This is a genomic window from Frigoribacterium sp. PhB116 (assembly GCF_004364285.1).
In the GTDB taxonomy this organism is placed as follows: domain Bacteria; phylum Actinomycetota; class Actinomycetes; order Actinomycetales; family Microbacteriaceae; genus Frigoribacterium.
The window spans coordinates 80,707-99,935 of sequence record NZ_SOBE01000005.1 but is presented as its reverse complement, the minus strand read 5'-3'; the positions used below and the strand labels follow the sequence as shown (position 1 = coordinate 99,935).

General features: G+C 74.4%; 17 protein-coding genes and 3 tRNA genes. 13 read left to right on the top strand and 7 right to left on the bottom strand.

The features are described from left to right. Positions 1 to 201 precede the first annotated feature (201 nt). From EDF20_RS14135 to EDF20_RS14120, 4 genes are all read left to right on the top strand, one after another. A tRNA-Glu gene (locus EDF20_RS14135) sits at positions 202 to 274 on the top strand. 129 nt (positions 275 to 403) lie between these two features. Further along, a tRNA-Asp gene (locus tag EDF20_RS14130) sits at positions 404 to 480 on the top strand. 63 nt (positions 481 to 543) lie between these two features. Further along, a tRNA-Phe gene (locus EDF20_RS14125) sits at positions 544 to 616 on the top strand. A 294-nt stretch (positions 617 to 910) separates the two neighbouring features. Then, on the top strand, positions 911 to 2,434 hold the full coding sequence (locus tag EDF20_RS14120; RefSeq protein ID WP_133739109.1) for a glycosyltransferase family 39 protein: 1,524 nt from the start codon (positions 911 to 913) through the stop codon (positions 2,432 to 2,434). A gap of 166 nt (positions 2,435 to 2,600) precedes the next feature. Here EDF20_RS14120 and rocD read toward each other — a convergent pair whose 3' ends face one another. After that, positions 2,601 to 3,848 carry an ornithine--oxo-acid transaminase gene (rocD, locus tag EDF20_RS14115; protein WP_133739108.1) on the bottom strand — a complete coding sequence of 416 codons (1,248 nt, stop codon included), beginning with the start codon at positions 3,846 to 3,848 and terminating at the stop codon, positions 2,601 to 2,603. Next, complete coding sequence (gene ddaH / locus EDF20_RS14110; protein ID WP_347876503.1) at positions 3,845 to 4,720, bottom strand: dimethylargininase; 876 nt, start codon at positions 4,718 to 4,720, stop codon at positions 3,845 to 3,847. The genes rocD and ddaH overlap by 4 nt, the downstream gene beginning before the upstream one ends. A gap of 104 nt (positions 4,721 to 4,824) precedes the next feature. Between ddaH and EDF20_RS14105 the strand changes: the two genes are divergently transcribed. After that, complete coding sequence (locus tag EDF20_RS14105; RefSeq protein WP_123547455.1) at positions 4,825 to 5,262, top strand: Lrp/AsnC family transcriptional regulator; 438 nt, start codon at positions 4,825 to 4,827, stop codon at positions 5,260 to 5,262. A gap of 272 nt (positions 5,263 to 5,534) precedes the next feature. On the opposite strand, the gene EDF20_RS14100 is transcribed toward EDF20_RS14105, so the two are convergent. Next, a complete protein-coding gene (locus EDF20_RS14100; protein WP_133739107.1) occupies positions 5,535 to 9,164 on the bottom strand; it encodes a proline dehydrogenase family protein in 3,630 nt (1,209 codons plus the stop codon). Positions 9,165 to 9,205: 41 nt separating this feature from the next. Between EDF20_RS14100 and EDF20_RS14095 the strand changes: the two genes are divergently transcribed. After that, a complete protein-coding gene (locus EDF20_RS14095) occupies positions 9,206 to 9,748 on the top strand; it encodes a MarR family winged helix-turn-helix transcriptional regulator (RefSeq protein ID WP_133739106.1) in 543 nt (180 codons plus the stop codon). 35 nt (positions 9,749 to 9,783) lie between these two features. On the opposite strand, the gene EDF20_RS14090 is transcribed toward EDF20_RS14095, so the two are convergent. Further along, complete coding sequence (locus EDF20_RS14090) at positions 9,784 to 10,737, bottom strand: DNA-3-methyladenine glycosylase 2 family protein (protein WP_233569075.1); 954 nt, start codon at positions 10,735 to 10,737, stop codon at positions 9,784 to 9,786. Between the two features lie 84 nt (positions 10,738 to 10,821). On the opposite strand from EDF20_RS14090, the gene EDF20_RS15955 reads away from it, so the two are divergent. Further along, positions 10,822 to 11,607 (top strand): GntR family transcriptional regulator, encoded by a 786-nt coding sequence (locus EDF20_RS15955; protein ID WP_133739105.1) that lies wholly within the window; start codon positions 10,822 to 10,824, stop codon positions 11,605 to 11,607. Beyond that, entirely contained in the window at positions 11,604 to 12,338 is a 735-nt protein-coding gene (locus EDF20_RS15950) for a sugar transferase (protein WP_243833507.1), read from the top strand. Before EDF20_RS15955 ends, EDF20_RS15950 begins: the two co-directional genes overlap by 4 nt. Before the next feature lie 27 nt (positions 12,339 to 12,365). On the opposite strand, the gene EDF20_RS14075 is transcribed toward EDF20_RS15950, so the two are convergent. Then, positions 12,366 to 13,019, bottom strand: coding sequence for a GntR family transcriptional regulator (locus tag EDF20_RS14075; RefSeq protein WP_123548257.1), 654 nt, complete (start codon positions 13,017 to 13,019; stop codon positions 12,366 to 12,368). Between the two features lie 5 nt (positions 13,020 to 13,024). Beyond that, complete coding sequence (locus tag EDF20_RS15945) at positions 13,025 to 13,741, bottom strand: GntR family transcriptional regulator (protein ID WP_243833506.1); 717 nt, start codon at positions 13,739 to 13,741, stop codon at positions 13,025 to 13,027. An 85-nt stretch (positions 13,742 to 13,826) separates the two neighbouring features. On the opposite strand from EDF20_RS15945, the gene EDF20_RS14065 reads away from it, so the two are divergent. Continuing rightward, positions 13,827 to 14,747, top strand: a complete 921-nt coding sequence (locus EDF20_RS14065) for a rhodanese-related sulfurtransferase (RefSeq protein WP_123547449.1) — start codon at positions 13,827 to 13,829, stop codon at positions 14,745 to 14,747. Beyond that, entirely contained in the window at positions 14,744 to 15,229 is a 486-nt protein-coding gene (locus tag EDF20_RS14060) for a pyridoxamine 5'-phosphate oxidase family protein (RefSeq protein WP_123547448.1), read from the top strand. Before EDF20_RS14065 ends, EDF20_RS14060 begins: the two co-directional genes overlap by 4 nt. Before the next feature lie 44 nt (positions 15,230 to 15,273). Here EDF20_RS14060 and EDF20_RS14055 read toward each other — a convergent pair whose 3' ends face one another. Further along, complete coding sequence (locus EDF20_RS14055) at positions 15,274 to 15,897, bottom strand: DUF4190 domain-containing protein (RefSeq protein ID WP_133739104.1); 624 nt, start codon at positions 15,895 to 15,897, stop codon at positions 15,274 to 15,276. Between the two features lie 138 nt (positions 15,898 to 16,035). Between EDF20_RS14055 and EDF20_RS14050 the strand changes: the two genes are divergently transcribed. The 3 genes from EDF20_RS14050 to EDF20_RS14040 all read left to right on the top strand — a co-directional run bounded on the left by EDF20_RS14050 (position 16,036) and on the right by EDF20_RS14040 (position 19,211). Further along, a complete protein-coding gene (locus EDF20_RS14050; RefSeq protein WP_123548256.1) occupies positions 16,036 to 17,061 on the top strand; it encodes a 6-phosphofructokinase in 1,026 nt (341 codons plus the stop codon). 100 nt (positions 17,062 to 17,161) lie between these two features. Continuing rightward, positions 17,162 to 17,653, top strand: coding sequence for an NfeD family protein (locus EDF20_RS14045; RefSeq protein WP_123547446.1), 492 nt, complete (start codon positions 17,162 to 17,164; stop codon positions 17,651 to 17,653). A 133-nt stretch (positions 17,654 to 17,786) separates the two neighbouring features. Then, positions 17,787 to 19,211 (top strand): SPFH domain-containing protein, encoded by a 1,425-nt coding sequence (locus EDF20_RS14040; RefSeq protein WP_123547445.1) that lies wholly within the window; start codon positions 17,787 to 17,789, stop codon positions 19,209 to 19,211. The last annotated feature ends 18 nt before the right edge of the window (positions 19,212 to 19,229 follow it).

The following is a 19,229-nucleotide window of genomic DNA, read 5'->3' as shown; positions in this document are numbered from 1 at the left end:
GTCCGCCGATCTCGCGACCGACGAACTGTGGAGTACAGGTCGAAGGTAGACGGCCCCGTGCCGACCCGCCAGCAGGTCGCGCCCGGCGGCGAGTCGTGGCGAGGTGCGGCCGCCACGGGGCCCGTCGAGACCGTTTTGCGCGGAGGGTCTCCGATCTGTATGCTTGCTCCTCGGTTGCCTGTGGTTCCTCGTGGACCACTCGGCCCCATCGTTTAGTGGCCTAGGACACCGCCCTTTCACGGCGGCAGCACGGGTTCGAATCCCGTTGGGGTCACGGTCCGACCGAGAAGCTCCGGTTTCTCCTTCTGACCAGGTCCAGGTAGTATCTCTCGAGGCAGCGTCTCTGACACGACGTATCATCAGCACGACGCACCACCAGAAGCAACATCAGCAGCACCAGTTTGGCCCTGTAGCGCAGTTGGTTAGCGCGCCGCCCTGTCACGGCGGAGGTCGCCGGTTCAAGTCCGGTCAGGGTCGCCAAGGCGAGTCACTCGTCTGGAGGGCACGTCCCTCCGAGAGACCAGCTCACGAGCTGGACCCCACGGCTGGGTAGCTCAGTTGGTAGAGCGTTCGACTGAAAATCGAAAGGTCCGCGGATCGACGCCGCGTCCAGCCACATCACGAAGCCCCCGGTGAAGCCGGGGGCTTCTTGCGTCGCTCTCCGGTCGTGGACGCCGTCGTGGCCAGGCGTCCTGGACGCCAGGACGATACGCTCGGGACAGATGCTCGACAGCACGCACTCCTCCACCGCACCGACTGACGATCGAGAGGTCCACGGATCGATGCCGTGCCCCGCCACGCAGGCCTCCGCGACAGAGGGCCGCGCACAGGCAGGACCCGTGTCGCCTGACGGCCCGGCTTCGTCGACCGGCCCGGCGTCGTCGACCGGCTCAGCGTCGGCAGGAGCCGCGTGAGCATCGGCCACGACCCGGCCGTCGTCCACTCGCGCAGCCGCTGGCTCGACCCGCTGCTGGCCGGCGTCGCGGCGCTGGTCGTCGGGTTCGCCGCCGCCTGGGTCCCCTCCTACTGGAGCGACGAGGCCACCACCCTCCAGGCCGCGCGCCTCCCCCTGCCTGCCCTGCTCGCGTTCCTCGACCAGCGCGACCTCGTGCACGGCGCCTACTACGTCTTCATGCACTTCTGGACGGGCCTGCTCGGCGAGAGCACGCTCGTCACCCGGCTGCCGAGCGCGGTCGCGGTCGGCGTCGTCGCGGCCGGCGTGCTCGTGCTCACGCGCATGCTCACCGACCGCCGCACGGCCCTGCTCGCCGCCGGCATCTCGGCGGTGCTGCCCCGCCTCACGCTCGAGGCGACCGAGGCACGCCCGTACGCGCTCACCGCGGCCGTGGCCGTCTGGCTCACCGTGCTGGTGCTCGTCGCCTCCCGCCGGCACCAGAGGAGGTGGTGGATCGGCTACGGGGCCGCCCTCGCCGGCGCGATCGTCACCTTCGTCCCGCTCGGGCTGATCGTCGTCGTGCACGGGGTGTTCCTCGTCCTCGCACCGGCCCAGCGCCGTCGTCGGGGAGCCCGCCACCGCCTCCTCGGCTGGTCCATCTCGACTGGCTCGGCCCTGCTCGCCTCGGCGCCGGTGATCGGCACCGTTCTCTCCGAGCGCACCAGGCTGCTGACGGCCGACGATCCGTCGACGGGCTCCGACATCACCTGGTACAGCGTGCTCGTCGAGCCGTGGTTCGCGACGTCCGTGACGTGGGCGGCCATCGCCGTCGTGCTGCTGATCCTGCTCGGCACCCGCCTGCGGGACAGGTCGCGCACCCCCGGCAGCGTCGTGCTGCTCGGGGCGCTCTGGGCCGCGATCCCTGCGGGCCTCATGCTCGTCCTCGGCGTCGTGCTCTCGCCCGTGTACCAGGCGCGGATCGTGACGTGGTCGTCACCCGGCATGGCCCTGCTGCTCGCCGTCGCGATCACCGGGTTCCGGCGTCGACGGATCAGCATCGCCCTCATCGCGCTGCTCGTCGTGGCCTCCGCTCCGACCTGGGTCGCTCAGCGGCTGCCGGCGGCGAAGGGCGGCGGCGCGGACCTCGCGCAGCTCTCGACGTACATCGAGAGCCAGGCCCGACCGGGCGACGCGTTCCTGCTCGACGCCACCGGGACGGTCTCGACGAGACCACGCCAGGCCCTCTACGCGTACCCCGACCGGTTCGACGAGCTCGACGACCTGGCCTTCGTCCGCAGCGGCATCCCCGAGGGGCGCTTCACCGACGTCACGCTCGACCTGGAGGACGCCGACGACGCCGTCGTGCTCCGCGAGCGCCTCGACGGCGTCGACCGCCTCTGGATCGCCCGGCTGCAGACCGACGCGCTCGACGACGCCGACCGCCGCACCCTCGGGGGGCTCGGCTTCACGAACGCGCAGGAGCACCGCACGGCCCGCAGCGTCGTCTATCTCTTCGTCACGCCGACCGGCCGCGGCTGAGGCGCCCGCGCGGGCTCAAGCGCGGGCTCGGGCTCGGGCTCCGGATGTCGGCGGGTTCCTGTCGCCCGCGGCAGGTTCCCGTGCCCCGCGGCGGGCGGGCGCTGACCCGCCGCCGACTACGGCGACCCGCCGACATCCGCGAGGGGCACGGCGACAGCGATCGCGCTCAGCCTCGGGGCAGGTCGCGCAGCACCGAGCCGAGGGTCGACACGAGCTCGTCGACCTCCTCCTCGGTGATCACGATGGGCGGCGCGAGGCGGATGGTCGAGCCGTGCGTGTCCTTGGCGAGCACCCCGCGGCGCATCAGCTCCTCGCAGACCTCGCGGCCGGTGCCGACGGCCGGGTCGATGTCGATCCCCATCCACAGGCCGGCTCCGCGCACGGTGACGACGCCCGAGCCGACGAGGGCCTCGAGGCCGTCGCGGAGGCGGGTGCCGAGTCGCGTCGCGCGCTCCTGCCACTCGCCGGTCGCGAGCATCCGCACCACGGCGAGGCCCACCGCTGCGGCGAGCGGGTTGCCGCCGAAGGTCGAGCCGTGCTCGCCGGGCCGCAGCACCCCGAGGACGTCACGGTCGCCGACCACGGCGCTGACGGGGACGATGCCGCCGCCGAGTGCCTTGCCCAGCAGGTACAGGTCGGGCACGACGTCGACGAGGTCACAGCTGACCGTCGCGCCGGTGCGCCCGAGGCCCGACTGGATCTCGTCGGCGATGAACAGCACGTTCCGCTCGCGGGTGATCCGACGCACCTCGGGCAGGTACGACGCGGGCGGCACGACGACGCCGGCCTCGCCCTGGATCGGCTCGATCAGCACGGCGACGGTGTCGTCGTCGATCGCGGCCTCGAGCGCGGCGGAGTCGCCGTACGGCACGGTCACGAAGCCGGGGGTGTACGGACCGAAGTCGGCCCGCGCCTCCTCGTCGTCGGAGAAGCTGATGATGGTCGTCGTGCGCCCGTGGAAGTTGCCCGCCGCCACGACGATCTTCGCGGCCCCGGGCCGGACGCCCTTGACCCGGTAGCCCCAGGCACGGGCGACCTTGATGCCCGACTCGACGGCCTCGGCGCCCGTGTTCATCGGGAGCACCATCTGCTTGCCGAGCAGGGCGGCGAGCTCGGCGGCGAAGGGGCCGAGCTGGTCGTTGTGGAACGCCCGGCTCGTCAGGGTGACGCGGTCGAGCTGCGCCCGCGCCGCAGCGACGAGCGTCGGGTGGCCGTGGCCGAAGTTGACGGCGGAGTACGCCGCCAGGCAGTCGAGGTACCGGCGCCCCTCGACGTCGGTCACCCAGGCGCCCTCGGCCGTCGACACGACGACGGGCAGCGGGTGGTAGTTGTGCGCCAGCGACGCGTCCTCGACGGCGATCGCCGCGGCGGTGGACGAGGAGGTGCGGGTCGTGTCGGTCGTGTCGGTCGTCATCGTCGCAGCTCCAGGGTGCAGCACTTCACGCCGCCCCCGCCGAGCAGCAGCTCGGACAGGTCGACGCCGATCGGGTTGTAGCCGCGCTCGCGCAGCTGGCGCTCGAAGCCGGTGGCGGCCGCGGCGATCACGACGTTGTAGCCGTCGCTGTACGAGTTGAGCCCGAGGATCGCGGCGTCCTCCTGGCTCACGAGCACGGCGTCCGGGAACAGCTCGCGCAGCACCGCGAGCGACGGCTCGTCGAAGGCGCTCTCGAGGTAGGCGATGTTGTGGACGCCGTCGACGGGCTCGGGGTCGAGCACGGCGATCGCCGTGTCGAGGTGGTAAAAGCTCGGGTCGACCAGGGTGAGGCCGACGACCTCACGGCCGAAGACCCGGGCGACCTCGGCGTGCGAGTCGGACGCGCTGCGGAACCCGGTGCCCGCGAGGACGACGTCGCCGACGAGGAGGAAGTCGCCCTCGCCCTCGTTGACCTCCTCGGGCACGACCACCTCGAAGCCGGCGGCGGCGAACCACTCCATGTAGGCCGGCCCCTCGGGCTGGCGCTCGGGGTAGGTGAAGCTCGCCCCGTAGGCCTTGCCGTCGAGCACGAAGCCGCCGTTGGCCGAGTAGACCATGTCGGGCAGGCCGGGCAGCGGGTCGATCAGCTGCACGTCGAAGCCGAGCCCGAGGTAGGTCTCGTAGAGTGTCTGCCACTGCTCGACGGCGCGCGAGGTGTCGGTCGGCACCTGCGGGTCCATCCACGGGTTGATCCGGTAGCTGACGGTGAAGTGCTCGGGCCGGCACATCAGCACGCTGCGGTGCGACGCGCGTCTGGTCGGCGGCTGCGGGGCCTCGGGAGAGGGCTGGACGGTCTCGGCGGCGATGCTCACGGAGTTCAGTGTCACACCGACAACGCGCACGTTGGCTGCTCTCCACGCAACGATCTTGCGCCTACATTACCTCCTGCGCAACAAAATGGCGTACAGTGCCCGATGTGGACAATCTCGACTACGGCATCATCGACCTGCTGAGGCAGAACGCCCGTGCGGGCTACGGCGACATCGGGTCGTCGGTGGGCCTCAGCGCCTCGGCCGTCAAGCGCCGCGTCGACCGCCTGGTGGCGGACGGCGTCATCAAGGGGTTCACAGTCCAGGTCGACCCGGCCGTCGAGGGCCTCGGCACCGAGGCGTTCGTCGAGCTGTTCTGCCGGGGCACGGTCTCGCCCGCCGAGCTGCAGCGCATCCTCAGCACGGTGCCCGAGGTCGTCGACGCCGGCACCGTCACGGGCAGCGCCGACGCGATCGTGCACATGCGCAGCCGCGACATCCCCTCCCTCGAGGAGGCGCTCGAGCGCGTGCGAAACGCCCCGAACGTCGACCACACCCGCAGCGCCATCGTGCTGTCGAAGCTGATCAGCCGCCGCACCGCCTGAGGCCGCGCCGCGCCGCGCCCGCCTCCTCCGCTTCCGCCTCCGCAAATGCCGACCTCGCCGCCCCCAATAGTGTGAATTCCAGGTATCCGAGCCGCTGAGAGGGCTCATCGGTCGGCATTTGCTGAGGGGGCGGGGGCGAGGGCGAGGGGCAAAGCGAGAGAGATCAGTGGCCGCGAGGCCGATCTGCGGGGCAGATCGCGCTCAGCGGGGCGGATCACTCTCAAATTACGGGGGGGTGGAGGACAGAGGGTGCGGCGGCGCAGCGGGTGCGCTCAGATCTTGAGGTCGCGCAGGTCGGGGTCGACGAGCCCCGAGCGGTGAGCCGTGACCGTCACGCTCTGCGCGCGCACGAACGTCAGCAGCTCGACCCGGCCCTCGTCGGTGACGTCGCCGCCGTGCACCACGACGTCGACGCTGCCGCCGACCGCACGGGCCAGGGCCCGGGGGTCGCCCCCGATGAGCCGCACGTGCAGGTCGCGGTACGCCGCGACCGCGGCGTCGTCGGGCGGGGGGACGTCGCCGTCGCCGTCGCCCTCGACCTCGGCGGCCGGGTCGCGCGACCCGGTCGCACGGGCGAGCAGGCTGAGGTCGTCCAGCTCGTGCGTCGCCTCCCGCGCCTGGAGCAGACCGGCGGAGGCGCGAGCCAGGAAGGCCCGGTCGCTCTCGACCACGACGGCGCCGACCCGCATCGGCGACGCCGGCGAGTGCAGCAGCTGGACCAGCGACGCCGGCACGGGCACGGCCGAGCTGACCGTCACGGGCGCGCGTACCCGGGCCGCCGCGACGAGGAGGCGCACGAGGTCGGACAGGTCGGCGTCGGACGACAGGCGCAGGAGCACGGGCCGCGGCCGGTAGCGCGTCACGTTGCGCTCGACCCGCAGGTCGGAGTCGTCGTGCGCCACGCCGACGTGCGCCTGCCAGGCGCGCTCGTCGCTGACCGCACCCGACCGGACGCGGTCGAACTGCTCGAAGGAGAGGGACGACCGGGCCGCCTCGATCACGGGCACGACCACGTCGGGGACCCCGGTGAGGCGCAGCGACGGGTGGGGCTCGCGAGACAGCCGCCACCACGAGCCCTGCACGAGCAGGCCGTCGGGACCGCCCGGCGCGACCGCGGGGCCCACGACGGAGCGCCCCCACGAGGCGGCGGGCCGACGACGCACGACCATCGGCGACGTGGGTCGTCCGACCACGAGCGTGCCCGCCCGGACGCGTCGCAGCCACGTGTCGACCTCGTCGACGTCGAGGCTGTGCAGGGCGGCCGAGCCACCGGCGCTCAGGCTCTGCTGCAGCTCGATCGCGGCGTCGAGGTCGTCCACCTCGACCAGGCAGAGCACGGGCGCGGCGGCGGCAGCGGTGCGGGCCGCCCCCTCGGGCGTCACGCCGACCTTGACGCCGGGCGACCACAGGCCGCCGTCGTCGTCGAGCTGCCGGGGCTCGACGAGCCAGCTCTCGCCGGGCGCCAGGACCGTGAGCGCCTCGAGCACGGCGCCCTCGGCCGGGTCGATCAGGGGGCCGACCTGCGTCGTCGCGTCGTCGGGCCAGCCGGTCCGCAGGCTCGCGGCCGCGTCGACGAGCTGGCGGCGGAACCGCTCGGCGTGGGCGGCCGAGCCGACGAGCAGGGCGGTGCGTGAGGCCGACGGGGCCTGGCCGGCGAAGCGGAAGGCGCCGGCCACGAGGTCCGCCGCCGCGAGGTCGGCGTCCGCGCTCGGGGTCACGACCGCGACGGCGGCCACGGCCACCTCGGCGACCAGGTCGAGGTCCGGTCGCCACGACCGCAGCTGCCGCGCCTGGTCGAGCGAGCCCGTCAGCCGCACCCGGTCGACGGCAGGGTGGCCCACGAGCCGGCGGCCGGCCTCGGAGTCGAGCTCGAGGTCGACGAGGACGAGCAGCGAGCGCGGCACCCCCGCGCCCCAGAGCACCTCGGCCAGGACGGCCGCGGTGCGGCGCGACTCCCGCACCGGGCAGAGCACGACCGCGCTGCCCGCGGCGAGCGCGGCGAGGACGGGCTCCGCCGCGGAGACGAGGGGCGCACGCCACGAGGGGACGACGACCGTGAGGCGGGGAGGCGCGTGCCGGGCGCCGAGGAGGCCCGCCTCGCCGCGGGCGAGGCCGGCGTGGTGCCGCGCCGAGTCGACCGCGGCGCTGACCTCGGGGTCGGCGCCGTCGAGCACGGAGCCGGTCTCGCTGACGAGCACCTCGAGCAGGGCGGCACGCTGACGTGCGACGCCGTCGGCCGCGAGCTCGAGCAGCTCGGCGCGCGTCGCCGGGTCTTCCCGGCCCCAGGCCGCACCGGCCTGGGCGGCGTCGGTCACGAGCTCGTCGACGAGGGCCGCGCCGTCGTCGCCGTCGACCTGAGCGGCCTCGATCGCGTCGAGACCGGCGTCCGACCGCCGGGAGGCGGCGAGCACGCGCCGTGCCCACGCGCGGTTGCCCTCGAGCCCGGGATCGGTGTCGGGCTCGTTGCGGAACGAGGACGAGCCGTCGAGGTCGAGGTCGGCCCCCGCGAGGTGGGGGCGAGAGCGGTCCTGACGACGGGCGGGCAGCGGCACGTCGCCGTCGACCGCGGCCTCCGCCGCCGCGACGGCGTCGCGGTAGCGGACGGCCTCACGGTCGAAGACCGTCCCCTCGGGGGCGAGGTCGGCCGTCGCGGCGAGGGGCGAGCCCGGCGCGGCGACCTCGGCGAGGCGGCGCACGACGTGGTCGGCCGCGACCTCGAGGTCGCCGTGCTGCACGATCGGGGCCCGCACGACCAGGTCGCCGACCTCGGCCCGCACCGCCCGGAGGAGCCCCCGCGACGTGCCGAGGGGCATCTCGATCGTGAGGTGCTGCGTCACCTCGCGCCGCTTCGCCAGGGTCCAGGCGTGGGCCACGACGAACGGGTCGTCGGTGACGAGCCCCAGGTGGGCGAACTCGGCCGACACCGGACGGAGGGCGTGGTCGAGCACCCGGAGGAGCGCGGCGTCGGCCTCGGCCCTCGACGTGTGGGTCGCGACCGGCCAGTCGTGCAGCGCGGCGTCGACGGCCTCGAGCGCGACGCCGCCGACGGTCAGCCGGACGCGGATCGGCGCCCCGCCGCGGGCCACGCGCCCGCGGGCCCAGTCGGTCAGCAGCTGCAGGGACGCCAGGGCGTCGGGCACGTCGGCCTGGATCTCGATGCCGGCCTCGAGGTCGGCCAGCTGCGGCTGGTCGAGGAGCCGGGTGAAGACGTCGATGGCGAGGTCGAGGTGCCGGTGCTCGCCGACCTCGAGGTCGATCGTCCTCGGCGGGTCGGACGCGAGCGCCAGCTCGTAGAGCGGGGTGAGCGCCTCGACCGCGGCGGAGGCCCGCTCGTCGGCGCCCCAGGCCGCGCCCGTCCCGACCACGGAGGCGACGGGCACGGAGACGTGGCTCACGTCGTCCCGCTCGAGCAGCGCACGGGTCGCCTCGACCCTGCGGCGGGCCGCAGCCTCGCCGAGCACGGGCTCGCCGAGCAGGGCGAGGTCGAGGCGGGCGCCGTCGGCCGCGGCCGCGAGGGCCGGGCCGAGCTTGTCGGGGGCCGCCTCGACGACGAGGTGCTGCACGAGGCGTCGCAGGGCCTTCCGCGCGACGGGCACGACGGTGCGCGGCGCCAGCGGGCCGAACCCGCCGCCCGCGGCGACGGCGGCCTTGAGCTGCCACGGCAGCGAGGCGGGCATGTCCCGGCTGAGGCGGTCGAGCTGCCGTGCGGCCACCGCAGGGTCCTCAGGACGCACCACGCGGTCCGCGAAGGCCACGGCGAAGGCGAGCCCGTCGGGGTCGCGGAGCAGCGCCGCGAAGCGCTCGGCCGCGGCGTCGCCCGGGACCGAGGACGCGACGACCAGCCACCGTCGCACCGTGTCGACGACCTGGGAGGTGAGATCGGCGGCGCGCACATCGGACATGGGTCGAGGATAGGCCGGACCCCCGTCCCTACACTGGGCGAATGGCCGAGCGACTCTCCGACGACGAGTGGGCCGTCTGGGACGCCTTCTACTCGATGCGTCGGCGTCTCGACCGTGCCCTCGAGCTGAGGCTCCACGACGACTCCGGCGTCTCGGCACCCGAGTACGAGATCCTCGTGGGCCTCGGCCGCAGCGACGACCGGCGGCTGCGCGTGCGCGACATCGCCGAGCAGATCGGCTGGGAGAAGAGCAGGGTCAGCCACCAGGTCACGCGCATGGAGAAGCGCGGCCTCGTGCGCCGCACCGACTGCGCGTCCGACGCCCGGGGCACCTGGGTCGAGCTGACCGCCGACGGCCGGCGGGCGATGCTCGCGGCGACCCGGGGGCACACCGCCGCGATCCGGCGCTACTTCGTCGGGGCGCTGGACGACGACGCCGCGACCCTCGAGTCGTTCTCGCGGCGCGTGCTCGAGGCCATCGGCGACGACGCGTCGCCCGACCACGCGACGTCGCCCGACCACGCCGCCTCGCCCGACCACGACACGTCGGGGGGCGACCCCGGCGTCGTGGCCCGCGCCTCCTAGTCCGCACCCGGGCTCACTCTCGCCCGCCGGGCGGCTCAGTGCCGGCGGTGGTCCTGGATGGTCATGCGGGGCCCGAACCTCGGCTTCGCGAAGCCGCTGGCCCCGATGAGCCGCACGACCCGCTCGCGGTGCCCGCGCCACGGCTCGAGCAGCTCGAGCATGCCGTCGTCGTCGACGGGCCGGCCGATCAGCGCCCACCCCACGAGGGCAGGGAGGTGGTAGTCGCCGACGCTCGGCGAGTCGGCGTCGCCCAGCGCCCGCTGCGTCGTCTCGGCCGACGTCCACACGCCCACGCCCGGCACCGAGCGCAGGCGGGCCTCGGCCTCGGGCCCACCTCGGCCCAGGTCGACCACCCGCTCGAGCGAGGAGGCGACGGCACAGACCCGCATGACGGTCGCGGACCGCTGCGGCCCCACCCCCGCCCGGTGCCACTCCCAGCTCGGCACACGGCGCCACGTCTCGGCTGAGGGCGGCACGACCATCCCCTCGGGAGCCGGCCCCGGGGCAGGGTCGCCGTGCGCCCGGACGAGCTGGCGCCAGGCGCGCCACGCCTCGGTGCTCGTCACCTTCTGCTCGAGGACGGCCGGCACGAGCACCTGCACCACCTGCCGGCCACGGGTGAGCCGGAGCCCGGGCGACCGCCGGCGGGCCTCACGGAGGAAGGCGTTGCCGGAGACGTCGAGGCCGCCCCAGTCGTCGCCGTGGCCGAGCAGCTCGGGAACGCCCTCGATCAGCCACTCGGCACCCGGGCCCCACGCCGTCGCGCGCACCTCGGACCGTCCGCCCGCGAGGCACAGCGTGCCGGGACCGGAGGGCGTGCGGACGGCACGCCACACGCGCTCGCCCTCGACGCGCCAGGCAGGGTCGCCCGCTCCCCTCGCCAGCGTCCGCAGGGTCGCCCGGACGTCGACGGGGTCGGCCGGCCGGTAGACCGTCTCGACCGGTCGGAGGGGGGCGGCGCCGACGGACGCCTCGGGGACCAGGACCACCCGGCGATGGTAACCCGCTCCTCCGTCAGCCCTGGTGGTCTCGTACCTACGTGTGATATTTTGCGTACTCCACATTGGAGGAACATGCCTGTGCCGGCCTACGCCACCCGCCATCCTCGACGTCTGCTCCGCGACCTCACGTTCGAGACGATCCGCGACGCCATCGTCGACGGCACCCTGACCCCGGGCGAGCGGCTCTTCGAGGACGACCTCGCCGCGTGGCTCGGCGTCTCCAAGACGCCCGTGAAGGAGGCCCTGGCCCGGCTGTCCGCACAGGACCTCGTCCAGATCGAGGCCAACCGCTTCACCCGCGTCGCCACCGCGGACGACCTCGACCTGCTCGACACGCTCGAGCTGATCGGCGTCCTGCACGGCGAGGCCGTCCGGTCGTTGCCGCGCACCGCCTCCGAGGGCGCCGCCCAGCGCGCCGACCGGGCGCTGGCCGTCCTCGACGCGGGCCCGACCTGCCTCGGCCTCGTCGAGGCCAGCGGGGCGTTCCTCGAGCTGGCCCGGAACCCCCTCGTGAGGCGGGCGGCCGAGCCCCTCGACATCCGGGCCGCGTTCCTGTGCCGCCACCTCGCCGTCGACTGGTCGCGCGCCTCCGTCGCAGGCCACCTCGGCGACCTGGGCAGGTCGTTCCGCACCCGCGACTGGCCGAGCGCCGCCGAGGCGCTCCACCGCGTCTTCCGCCGGTCGTCGCTGCACGACGCGATCATGCCCCGCCCGTCCGCGACGCTGTCCGTCAGCGGCCACTCGCCCGGCGCGGCCCCGGCCCCCGTCGCCCCGACCGGCACCTCCCCGTCGATCACCGACCAGACCGACGTCGACCCGACCGACACCCTGCCTCGCATCCCGGCGGTGCGCCGGTGACCGCCACCCTGTCCACGACGCGCCGGGGGACGACGAGCGACGCCACGGGAGACGGCCACCTCGCGCGGTCGTCGACGTCTCGACGGCACACCGGCGACGCCCACCCCCCACGACCGATCGAGGCCCCGGCCCGCCGGGGCGCGGCCCGGTGCGGCAAGCGCGTCGTCGACGCGGTCGCGGCCCTCGTCGGCCTCGCGCTCCTCCTCCCCCTGCTCCTCGTCGTCGGCCTCGCGGTCCGCCTCGACAGCGGCGGCCCCGCGCTCTTCCGTCAGCAGCGCGCGGGTCTGCACGGGCGCGAGTTCTCGATGCTGAAGTTCCGCTCGATGCGCGCCGAGCAGTGCGCACCACCTGAGGGGCGGCACGACGGGGCCGGCCCGCTGTTCAAGCTCCACGCCGACCCCCGGGTCACCAGGGTCGGCCGGGTCATCCGCCGGTACTCGATCGACGAGCTGCCCCAGCTGGTGAACGTCCTGCGGGGCGAGATGAGCCTCGTCGGCCCGCGTCCCGCGCTGCCGTGCGAGGTCGCCCTCTACGACGACCGGGCACGCCAGCGGCTCCTCGTGCTGCCCGGCCTCACGGGCCCCTGGCAGGTCGGCGGTCGCTCCGACCTCGACTGGGACGCGAGCCTCGCCCTCGACCTCGGCTACGTGCACCACTGGACGGCCGCGACCGACCCCGTGCTGCTGCTCCGCACGGTCGGCGCGGTGCTGCGACCGGTCGGCGCCTACTGACGCGGGGCCCGCGCCGGCACGGCGCCCTCAGGCCGTCGCCACCACCCGGCGGGTCAACTGCGACACGGCGTCGCCCCAGGCGTCGGCGTCCCGCGCCGCCAGGGCCGCGACCGACGACGCAGCGAAGTCGTCCCAGACGCCCGGCTCGACGACGCAGCGACGTGACAGCAGGCCGTGCGCGAGCCGCAGCTCGGCCACGTCGAGGGCGGACGCCACGACCTCGCTCGGCGACCTCGCGGCGAGCCCGCCGACAGCCAGGCCGAGGCAGCACAGCAGCGCCCCGGTGACGGGACGGCCGGAGGCACGTCGCACCAGGGGCCGGACCGCCGCCACGCTCGAGACGACGTCGTCGAGGGAGCGCCGGTCGAGCCGCGGCAGCACCCCCACGGCGGCGGCTCGGTGCAGGGCGGCGACGGCCGACGCGCTGTCCCGGAGCCACGCGCCGTCGGGGTCTCGCACCCTCGTGTAGCGGTTCGCCGACAGCTCGACGAGACCGACGCCGCGCAACCGGTCGAGGGCGCTGCGGATCGGCGTGCGGGAGACCCCGAGCCAGGCCACGAGCTCGTCGTCGTGGAGGTGCTCGCCGGGCTCGAGGGTGCCGTCGACCACGGCGTCGCGGAGCACGCGGAACGCGTCCTCGCTGAGCAGCCGTCGGTCGTCGACTCCGGGGGCGAGGTCCACGCCGCTCACCGTCGCCACCAGGACGACCGCGGGGCCTCGAGGGCGAGTCGTGACGCGGCCGTCCGCCGTGCGAGACCGTCCAACGCCGACCGCAGGAGGCGGGGGTCGCCCGCCCGCACCGCCGCGTCGACCTCGTCGAGGCACGCCGCCAGCGGGCCGACGTCGAGGCCCCGCCCGAGCGCGGCGGCCTGGTGCCGCAGCCGGGCGCCGAGGTCACGGAGGAGCTGCTCCGTCACCTCGGGCAGCCCGTCGCCCTCCAGGTGCGCCACGCAGGCGAACGCGGCGTCGACGACAGCCCGCGACTCGACGACTCCCGGGCTCGGCGACTCGCGGAACGCCGCGAGGGCGTCGGCGCAGCGCGCGAGCGACCGGCGGGCGTCGCGCGACCGTGCCGGGGAGAGGAGCCCGCGCCCGGCGCGCGGCAGGTCACGCCAGAGCGAACAGAGCGCCACCACGAGATCGGGGACGACGGCGGGACGGAGCCGCGCCACCCGCGTCCAGCGCTGCGGGGCCGCCTCCACGAGGCCGATCCGCTCGAGCCGGACGAGCGCGGTCCGGATGGGAGTGCGCGACACCCCCGACCAGGCCTCGAGGTCGGCGTCGCGCAGTCGCGAGCCCGCCGGCAGGTCTCCCGAGACGATCGCGGCCAGCAGCCTGTCGTGGACCTCGTCCTTGTGCAGACGCCGGGCGATGACCCGACGACGTTCGAGCGGAACGGGCACGGCGCCTCCTCGTGTGTGGTACATGGTGTGTACAACACTAGGGCACAGATGCCCTGTCACCGGGCCCGTCGACTACGATCCAGCGGTGTCCGTCTCGAAGATCGTCCTGTTCTACGTGTTCGTGCCTCTGGCCGACCCCGACGCCGTGCGGCTCTGGCAGCGCGACCTGGCCGAGTCACTCGGCCTCCGGGGCCGAGTGCTGCTCTCGCCGGACGGCGTGAACGGCACCCTCGGCGGCGAGATGTCCGACGTGAAGCGCTGGCTCCGCAAGACCCGGGAGTACGCCCCCTTCCGTGACCTCGACGTCAAGTGGAGCGACGGCGGCGCCGACGACTTCCCGCGGCTCTCGGTGAAGGTCCGCGACGAGGTCGTGACGTTCGGCGCACCCGACGAGCTGGTCGTCGACGGGTCGGGCGTCGTGGGCGGCGGCACGCGCCTCACGCCCGAGGAGCTGCACGAGCTCGTCGCGCGCGAGGACGTCGTCTTCCTCGACGGCCGCAACGAGTTCGAGTCGCGGATCGGCCGGTTCCGCGACGCCGTCGTGCCGGACGTCGCGACGACCCGCGAGTTCGTGGCCGAGCTCGACAGCGGCCGGTGGGACCACCTCAAGGACGAGACCGTCGTGACGTACTGCACGGGCGGCGTGCGCTGCGAGGTGCTCAGCTCGCTGATGGTCTCGCGGGGGTTCGGCCGGGTGTACCAGCTCGACGGCGGCGTGGCGCGCTACGGCGAGCGCTACGGCGACGACGGCCTGTGGGAGGGGTCGCTCTACGTCTTCGACCGGCGCGGGTCCGTCGAGTTCAGCGACCACGCCGCGGTCGTCGGCCGCTGCTCCGTCTGCGGGGAGGCGACCAGCCGGATGCAGAACTGCTCCGACCTGCAGTGCCGCGAGCAGCTGGTCGTGTGCGAGCCGTGCGCGGGACGCGACGTCGTCCTCTGCGACCCGCACCGCGCCTCCGGCGACCGGACCCTTCCCCGAGCCCCCGGCGTAGCGTCTCCTGCATGACTGAGACCAACGACATCTCCCTCGTCGCCGAGGTGCTCGACGCCGGGCGCATCGGCATCCTGACGACCCGCAGCGGCCACGGCCGCCTCGTGAGCCGGCCGCTCGCGATCGTCGACCGCGACTTCGACGGCAAGGTGTACTTCTTCACCCGCGACCCCTCCCCCAAGGTCGACGACATCAAGGCCCACCCGCAGGTCAACGTCGCCGTCGAGACCGGCAAGGGCTGGCTCTCGCTCGCCGGCGAGGCGTCGGTGACGAGGGACTCCGCGCTGGTCGACGAGTTCTGGACGGCCGGCGCCGAGGCGTGGTTCGACGAAGGGCGCGACGACCCCACCGTCGCCCTGATCGAGGTCGACGTCGACACGGCCGAGTACTGGGTCAGCAACGAGCCGAAGGCCGTGACCCTGCTGAAGTACGCCAAGGCGGCGCTGACCGGGGGGCACCCGCACAACGTGGCGGACACGGGCACCGTCCAGCTCTAGCCAGGGCGCCGCGCGGCGCCCTGCTCATCCCGACGGGCGCAGGGTCAGCCGCAGGTGACCGTACGCCCGTCCGCGTCGACGTAGTCGCCCGGGCCGAGCTGCGCACAGGTCGACGAGAGCCGCGTCACGTAGTCGAGGGCGGAGATGCCCCACACGAGGGTCGCGACGATCACGACGCCCGAGAGGACCATGCCCACCAGCGCCAGGGTCGGGACGTGGCCCGCCTGTCGCGACCTGCGCGCCGAGACCAGCCCGAACACGAGGCCGAGGGGCGCGGCGAAGACGCCGAAGACGACCGAGGCGATCGCGAGGCCGCGTCCCGGGTCCTCGCTGCGGGGAGGCCGGCTGTCCCAGGAGTCGTCGTCGTCGAACGACGTGAAGTACGAGCCCGGGCCGCCTGTGGCGTGGGGCGAGGACGAGGAGGCGCCGGCCGACGAGCTCGTCGGCTGCGGTGCCCAGAGGCTCGCCTCGTCCGACGGGGCCGGGGCCGGGGCCGGGGCCGGGGGCCAGGCCACCTCGGGGACGGCGGCGGCCTCGTGGCGGCCCCGCGCCTCCTGGTGCAGGGTCGGAGGCGGGCCCACGACGGACTGCCCGCGCTGCTCGCCCGGCACTGGCCGTGCGAACCTCGCCCACGGCGACGGAGGCCGCGGCGGGGGATGGTCGGTCATGCACCGAGGGTAGTACGGCGACTCGTGCTGCCGACCGTACGGGCGCGGGCGTGCAGGGACCCGCGCACGCAGCCCCGTGCGCCATGATGGGACGCACCTCGGCCCGACCCCGGGCCCGACATGCGACGGAGCGACACGATGCGGATAGGGATCCTCACCAGCGGCGGCGACTGCCCCGGACTCAACGCGGTCATCCGAGGGGCGGTGCTGAAGGGGACGCAGATCCACGGCCAGGAGTTCGTCGGGTTCCGCGACGGCTGGCGCGGGGTCGTCGACGGCGACGTCATGCCCCTCACCCGCAAGGAGATCCAGGGCATCGCGAAGCAGGGCGGCACGATCCTCGGTACGAGCCGCACCAACCCCTTCGAGGGCGCGGGCGGGGTCGAGCGCATCACCGAGAACCTCGAGCGCTTCGGCATCGACGCCATCATGGCCATCGGCGGCGAGGGCACGCTCGCCGCCGCGAAGCGCCTGACCGACGCCGGCCTGAAGATCGTCGGCGTCCCCAAGACCGTCGACAACGACCTCGGCGCCACCGACTACACCTTCGGCTTCGACACCGCGGTCCAGATCGCGACCGACGCCATGGACCGCCTGCGCACCACGGGCGACTCGCACAGCCGCTGCATGGTGGCCGAGGTGATGGGCCGGCACGTCGGGTGGATCGCCCTGCACTCGGGCATGGCCGCCGGCGCGCACGCCATCCTCATCCCCGAGCAGGCCACGAGCATGGACCAGATCGTGGCGTGGGTGCAGTCGGCCTACGACCGCGGCCGCGCGCCGCTGGTCGTGGTCGCGGAGGGCTTCGTGCCCGACCACGAGAGCGACGCGCACTCCGAGCGCGGCCTCGACGCGTTCGGCCGCCCGCGCCTCGGCGGCATCGGGGAGGCGCTGGCCCCGATCATCGAGGAGCGCACGGGCATCGAGACGCGCGCGACCACCCTCGGCCACATCCAGCGCGGCGGCACCCCCACCTCCTACGACCGCGTGCTCGCGACCCGCCTCGGCATGGCGGCCAGCGACTCCGTCGTCGAGGGCCGCTGGGGGCGCATGGTCGCCCTGCGCGGCACGGACATCGTGCACGTGTCGTTCGAGGAGGCGCTCGACAGCCTGAAGACGGTGCCGCAGCACCGCTACGACGAGGCCGCGATCCTCTTCGGCTAGGGCGCGGGTCGCTCCTCCCCCGGGGCCGCGAGGCGTCCGTCCGTCCGGGCTCCGCCGCGCAGGCGATGCGCGGCGCCTCCGGACCTGTCAGTCTCGACGCATGATCACGTTCATCGTCGTGGGGGCGGTCGGGCTCGTCGTCCTCCTCGCCAGCATCGTCGTCGGCGACCTGCTCGACCTGTTCGACGTCGGCGACGGCCTCGTCTCGGGCGTCGCGCTCGGCGCGGCCCTGTCGATCTTCGGCCTGGCCGGGCTCGTGACCACCCAGGCCGGTCTCGACACGGTCTGGACCTACGTGGTCGCCGTGCTCGTCGCGGCGGCCGTGCTCGTGCTCGTGCAGCTCTTCGTCCGCCGGGTCACCCGGCGCGAGAGCGGCGGCCACTGGTCGCCCGTCGGCTTCACCGGCACCACGACCGAGGCGACCACGCCGAGCGGCGGCGAGGTCCGCCTCGACGACGTCCGCGAGCTCGAGCGGCGCCTCGCCTACAGCGACGCCCCGATCGCCCGGGGGGTCCGCGTCCGGGTCGTGGCCGAGACCGGGCCCCGCGTGCAGGTCGAGCCCGTCGACGCGGCGGGCCCCGTCGCCCCGTAGGCCCGTCGTCCCGTAGCCCTCGCCGCGCCGCAGCCGCCGGCCCACCTCGCCGCACCGGCGCACCCCGACCAGCACCGTTCCCGCCCAGCACCGCTCCAGCCCTGCACCACCCCGCCCCTTGGAAGGAAGCCCTGTGGACTTCATCACCGGAAACACCAGCGTCGTCGCGGTCGTCGTCGCCGTCGTCATCGTGCTCGCCCTGCTGTCGTTCGTCGCCAGCCGCGTGCGCCGCGTCCCGCCGAACGAGGCGCTGATCGTCGTCGGACGCGGGGCCGAGCGCTCCGAGGGCGGCGGCATCTCGAGCCCGCAGAAGGTGATCATCGGCGGGCGCACGTTCGTCTGGCCGATCTTCCAGGAGGGCTTCACGCTCTCGCTCGAGCAGTACCAGACCCCGGTCGAGGTGCAGGCGATCGACGCCAACTACATCCGCACCGCAGTCAAGGCCACCGTCAACTTCAAGGTGACCGGCACCGAGGACGGCGTCCGCCGGGCGGCCCAGCGCTACCTGCTGCAGCAGCAGCAGCTGCCCGTGATCGTCCAGCAGTCGCTCGAGGGCTCGATCCGCGGGCTGATCGGCGGCCAGCCGGTCGACGACCTCGTCAAGAACTTCTCGCGCCTCGCCGCGGACGCCGTGAACGAGACGAAGGGCGAGCTCGCCGAGCTCGGCCTGCAGATCGAGACGATGAACATCCGCGAGATCGAGACGCCCGGCAGCACGTACCTCGCCGACCGCGGGCGCGCGGAGGCGGCGGTCGCCAAGCAGAACGCCGACGTGGCCGAGGCGGAGGCGGAGCGCATCGCGGCCCTGGCCCGCATCGGCAACACCCAGCAGACGGCCGAGCGCCAGCTGCAGCTCGACGTGCGCCAAGCGCAGATCAAGGCCGAGACCGACCGCGCCAACGCCGAGGCATCGGCCGCGGGCGAGCTGGCACGCGCCACGCAGGACAAGCTCGTCGCCGAGCAGGAGAGCATCGCCGTCGCCGAGCAGGCGAAGGTCAACCAGGAGCGCCTCAACATCGACGTGCGCCAGCCGGCCGAGGCCGCCGCCTACGCCTCGGTGCAGAACGCCGAGGCCGAGCGCGACGCGGCCAACGCCGCCGTCGAGGCCGAGGCGTTCCGCCGCACCCAGCTGGCCGACGCCGCCCGTGCGGCCGCCGAGAACGAGGCCGCCGCCGTCGAGGCCGCCGGTCGCGCCGAGGCTGCCGCGATCAGGGCGAAGGGCCTCGCCGAGGCCGAGGCCGTCGACGCGCTGGCCGAGGCCCAGGGCAAGTTCGGCCAGGCGGCGCTCGCGTCGCAGGTCATCTCGCGCCTGCCCGAGATCGCCCGCGAGATGGCCGCGCCGATGGGCAACATCGATGCCCTCACGGTGGTCTCGACCGACGGTGCGAACCAGCTCACGAAGTCGGTCGCGAACAACATGACCCAGCTGCAGGACGTCGTCAAGGCGACCACCGGGCTCGACCTCGTCGGCGCCCTGGGCGGGTTCCTGGGCGCCCAGTCCGGCGCGTCCGCCGCGGCGTCCCCGCGCACGACGACGCCGCCGGTCGACCAGCCGTAGGGCGCCGAGGCCGCGTAG

Excerpts from the sequence above, each read along its gene's own strand:
- EDF20_RS15955 (WP_133739105.1), top strand. The coding sequence starts at position 10,822 with ATGCCTGTGCCGGCCTACGCCACCCGCCATCCTCGACGTCTGCTCCGC.
- rocD (WP_133739108.1), bottom strand. The coding sequence starts at position 3,848 with ATGACGACCGACACGACCGACACGACCCGCACCTCCTCGTCCACCGCC.
- EDF20_RS14050 (WP_123548256.1), top strand. The coding sequence starts at position 16,036 with ATGCGGATAGGGATCCTCACCAGCGGCGGCGACTGCCCCGGACTCAAC.
- EDF20_RS14095 (WP_133739106.1), top strand. The coding sequence starts at position 9,206 with ATGGCCGAGCGACTCTCCGACGACGAGTGGGCCGTCTGGGACGCCTTC.
- EDF20_RS14045 (WP_123547446.1), top strand. The coding sequence starts at position 17,162 with ATGATCACGTTCATCGTCGTGGGGGCGGTCGGGCTCGTCGTCCTCCTC.
- EDF20_RS14055 (WP_133739104.1), bottom strand. The coding sequence starts at position 15,897 with ATGACCGACCATCCCCCGCCGCGGCCTCCGTCGCCGTGGGCGAGGTTC.
- EDF20_RS14060 (WP_123547448.1), top strand. The coding sequence starts at position 14,744 with ATGACTGAGACCAACGACATCTCCCTCGTCGCCGAGGTGCTCGACGCC.
- EDF20_RS14100 (WP_133739107.1), bottom strand. The coding sequence starts at position 9,164 with ATGTCCGATGTGCGCGCCGCCGATCTCACCTCCCAGGTCGTCGACACG.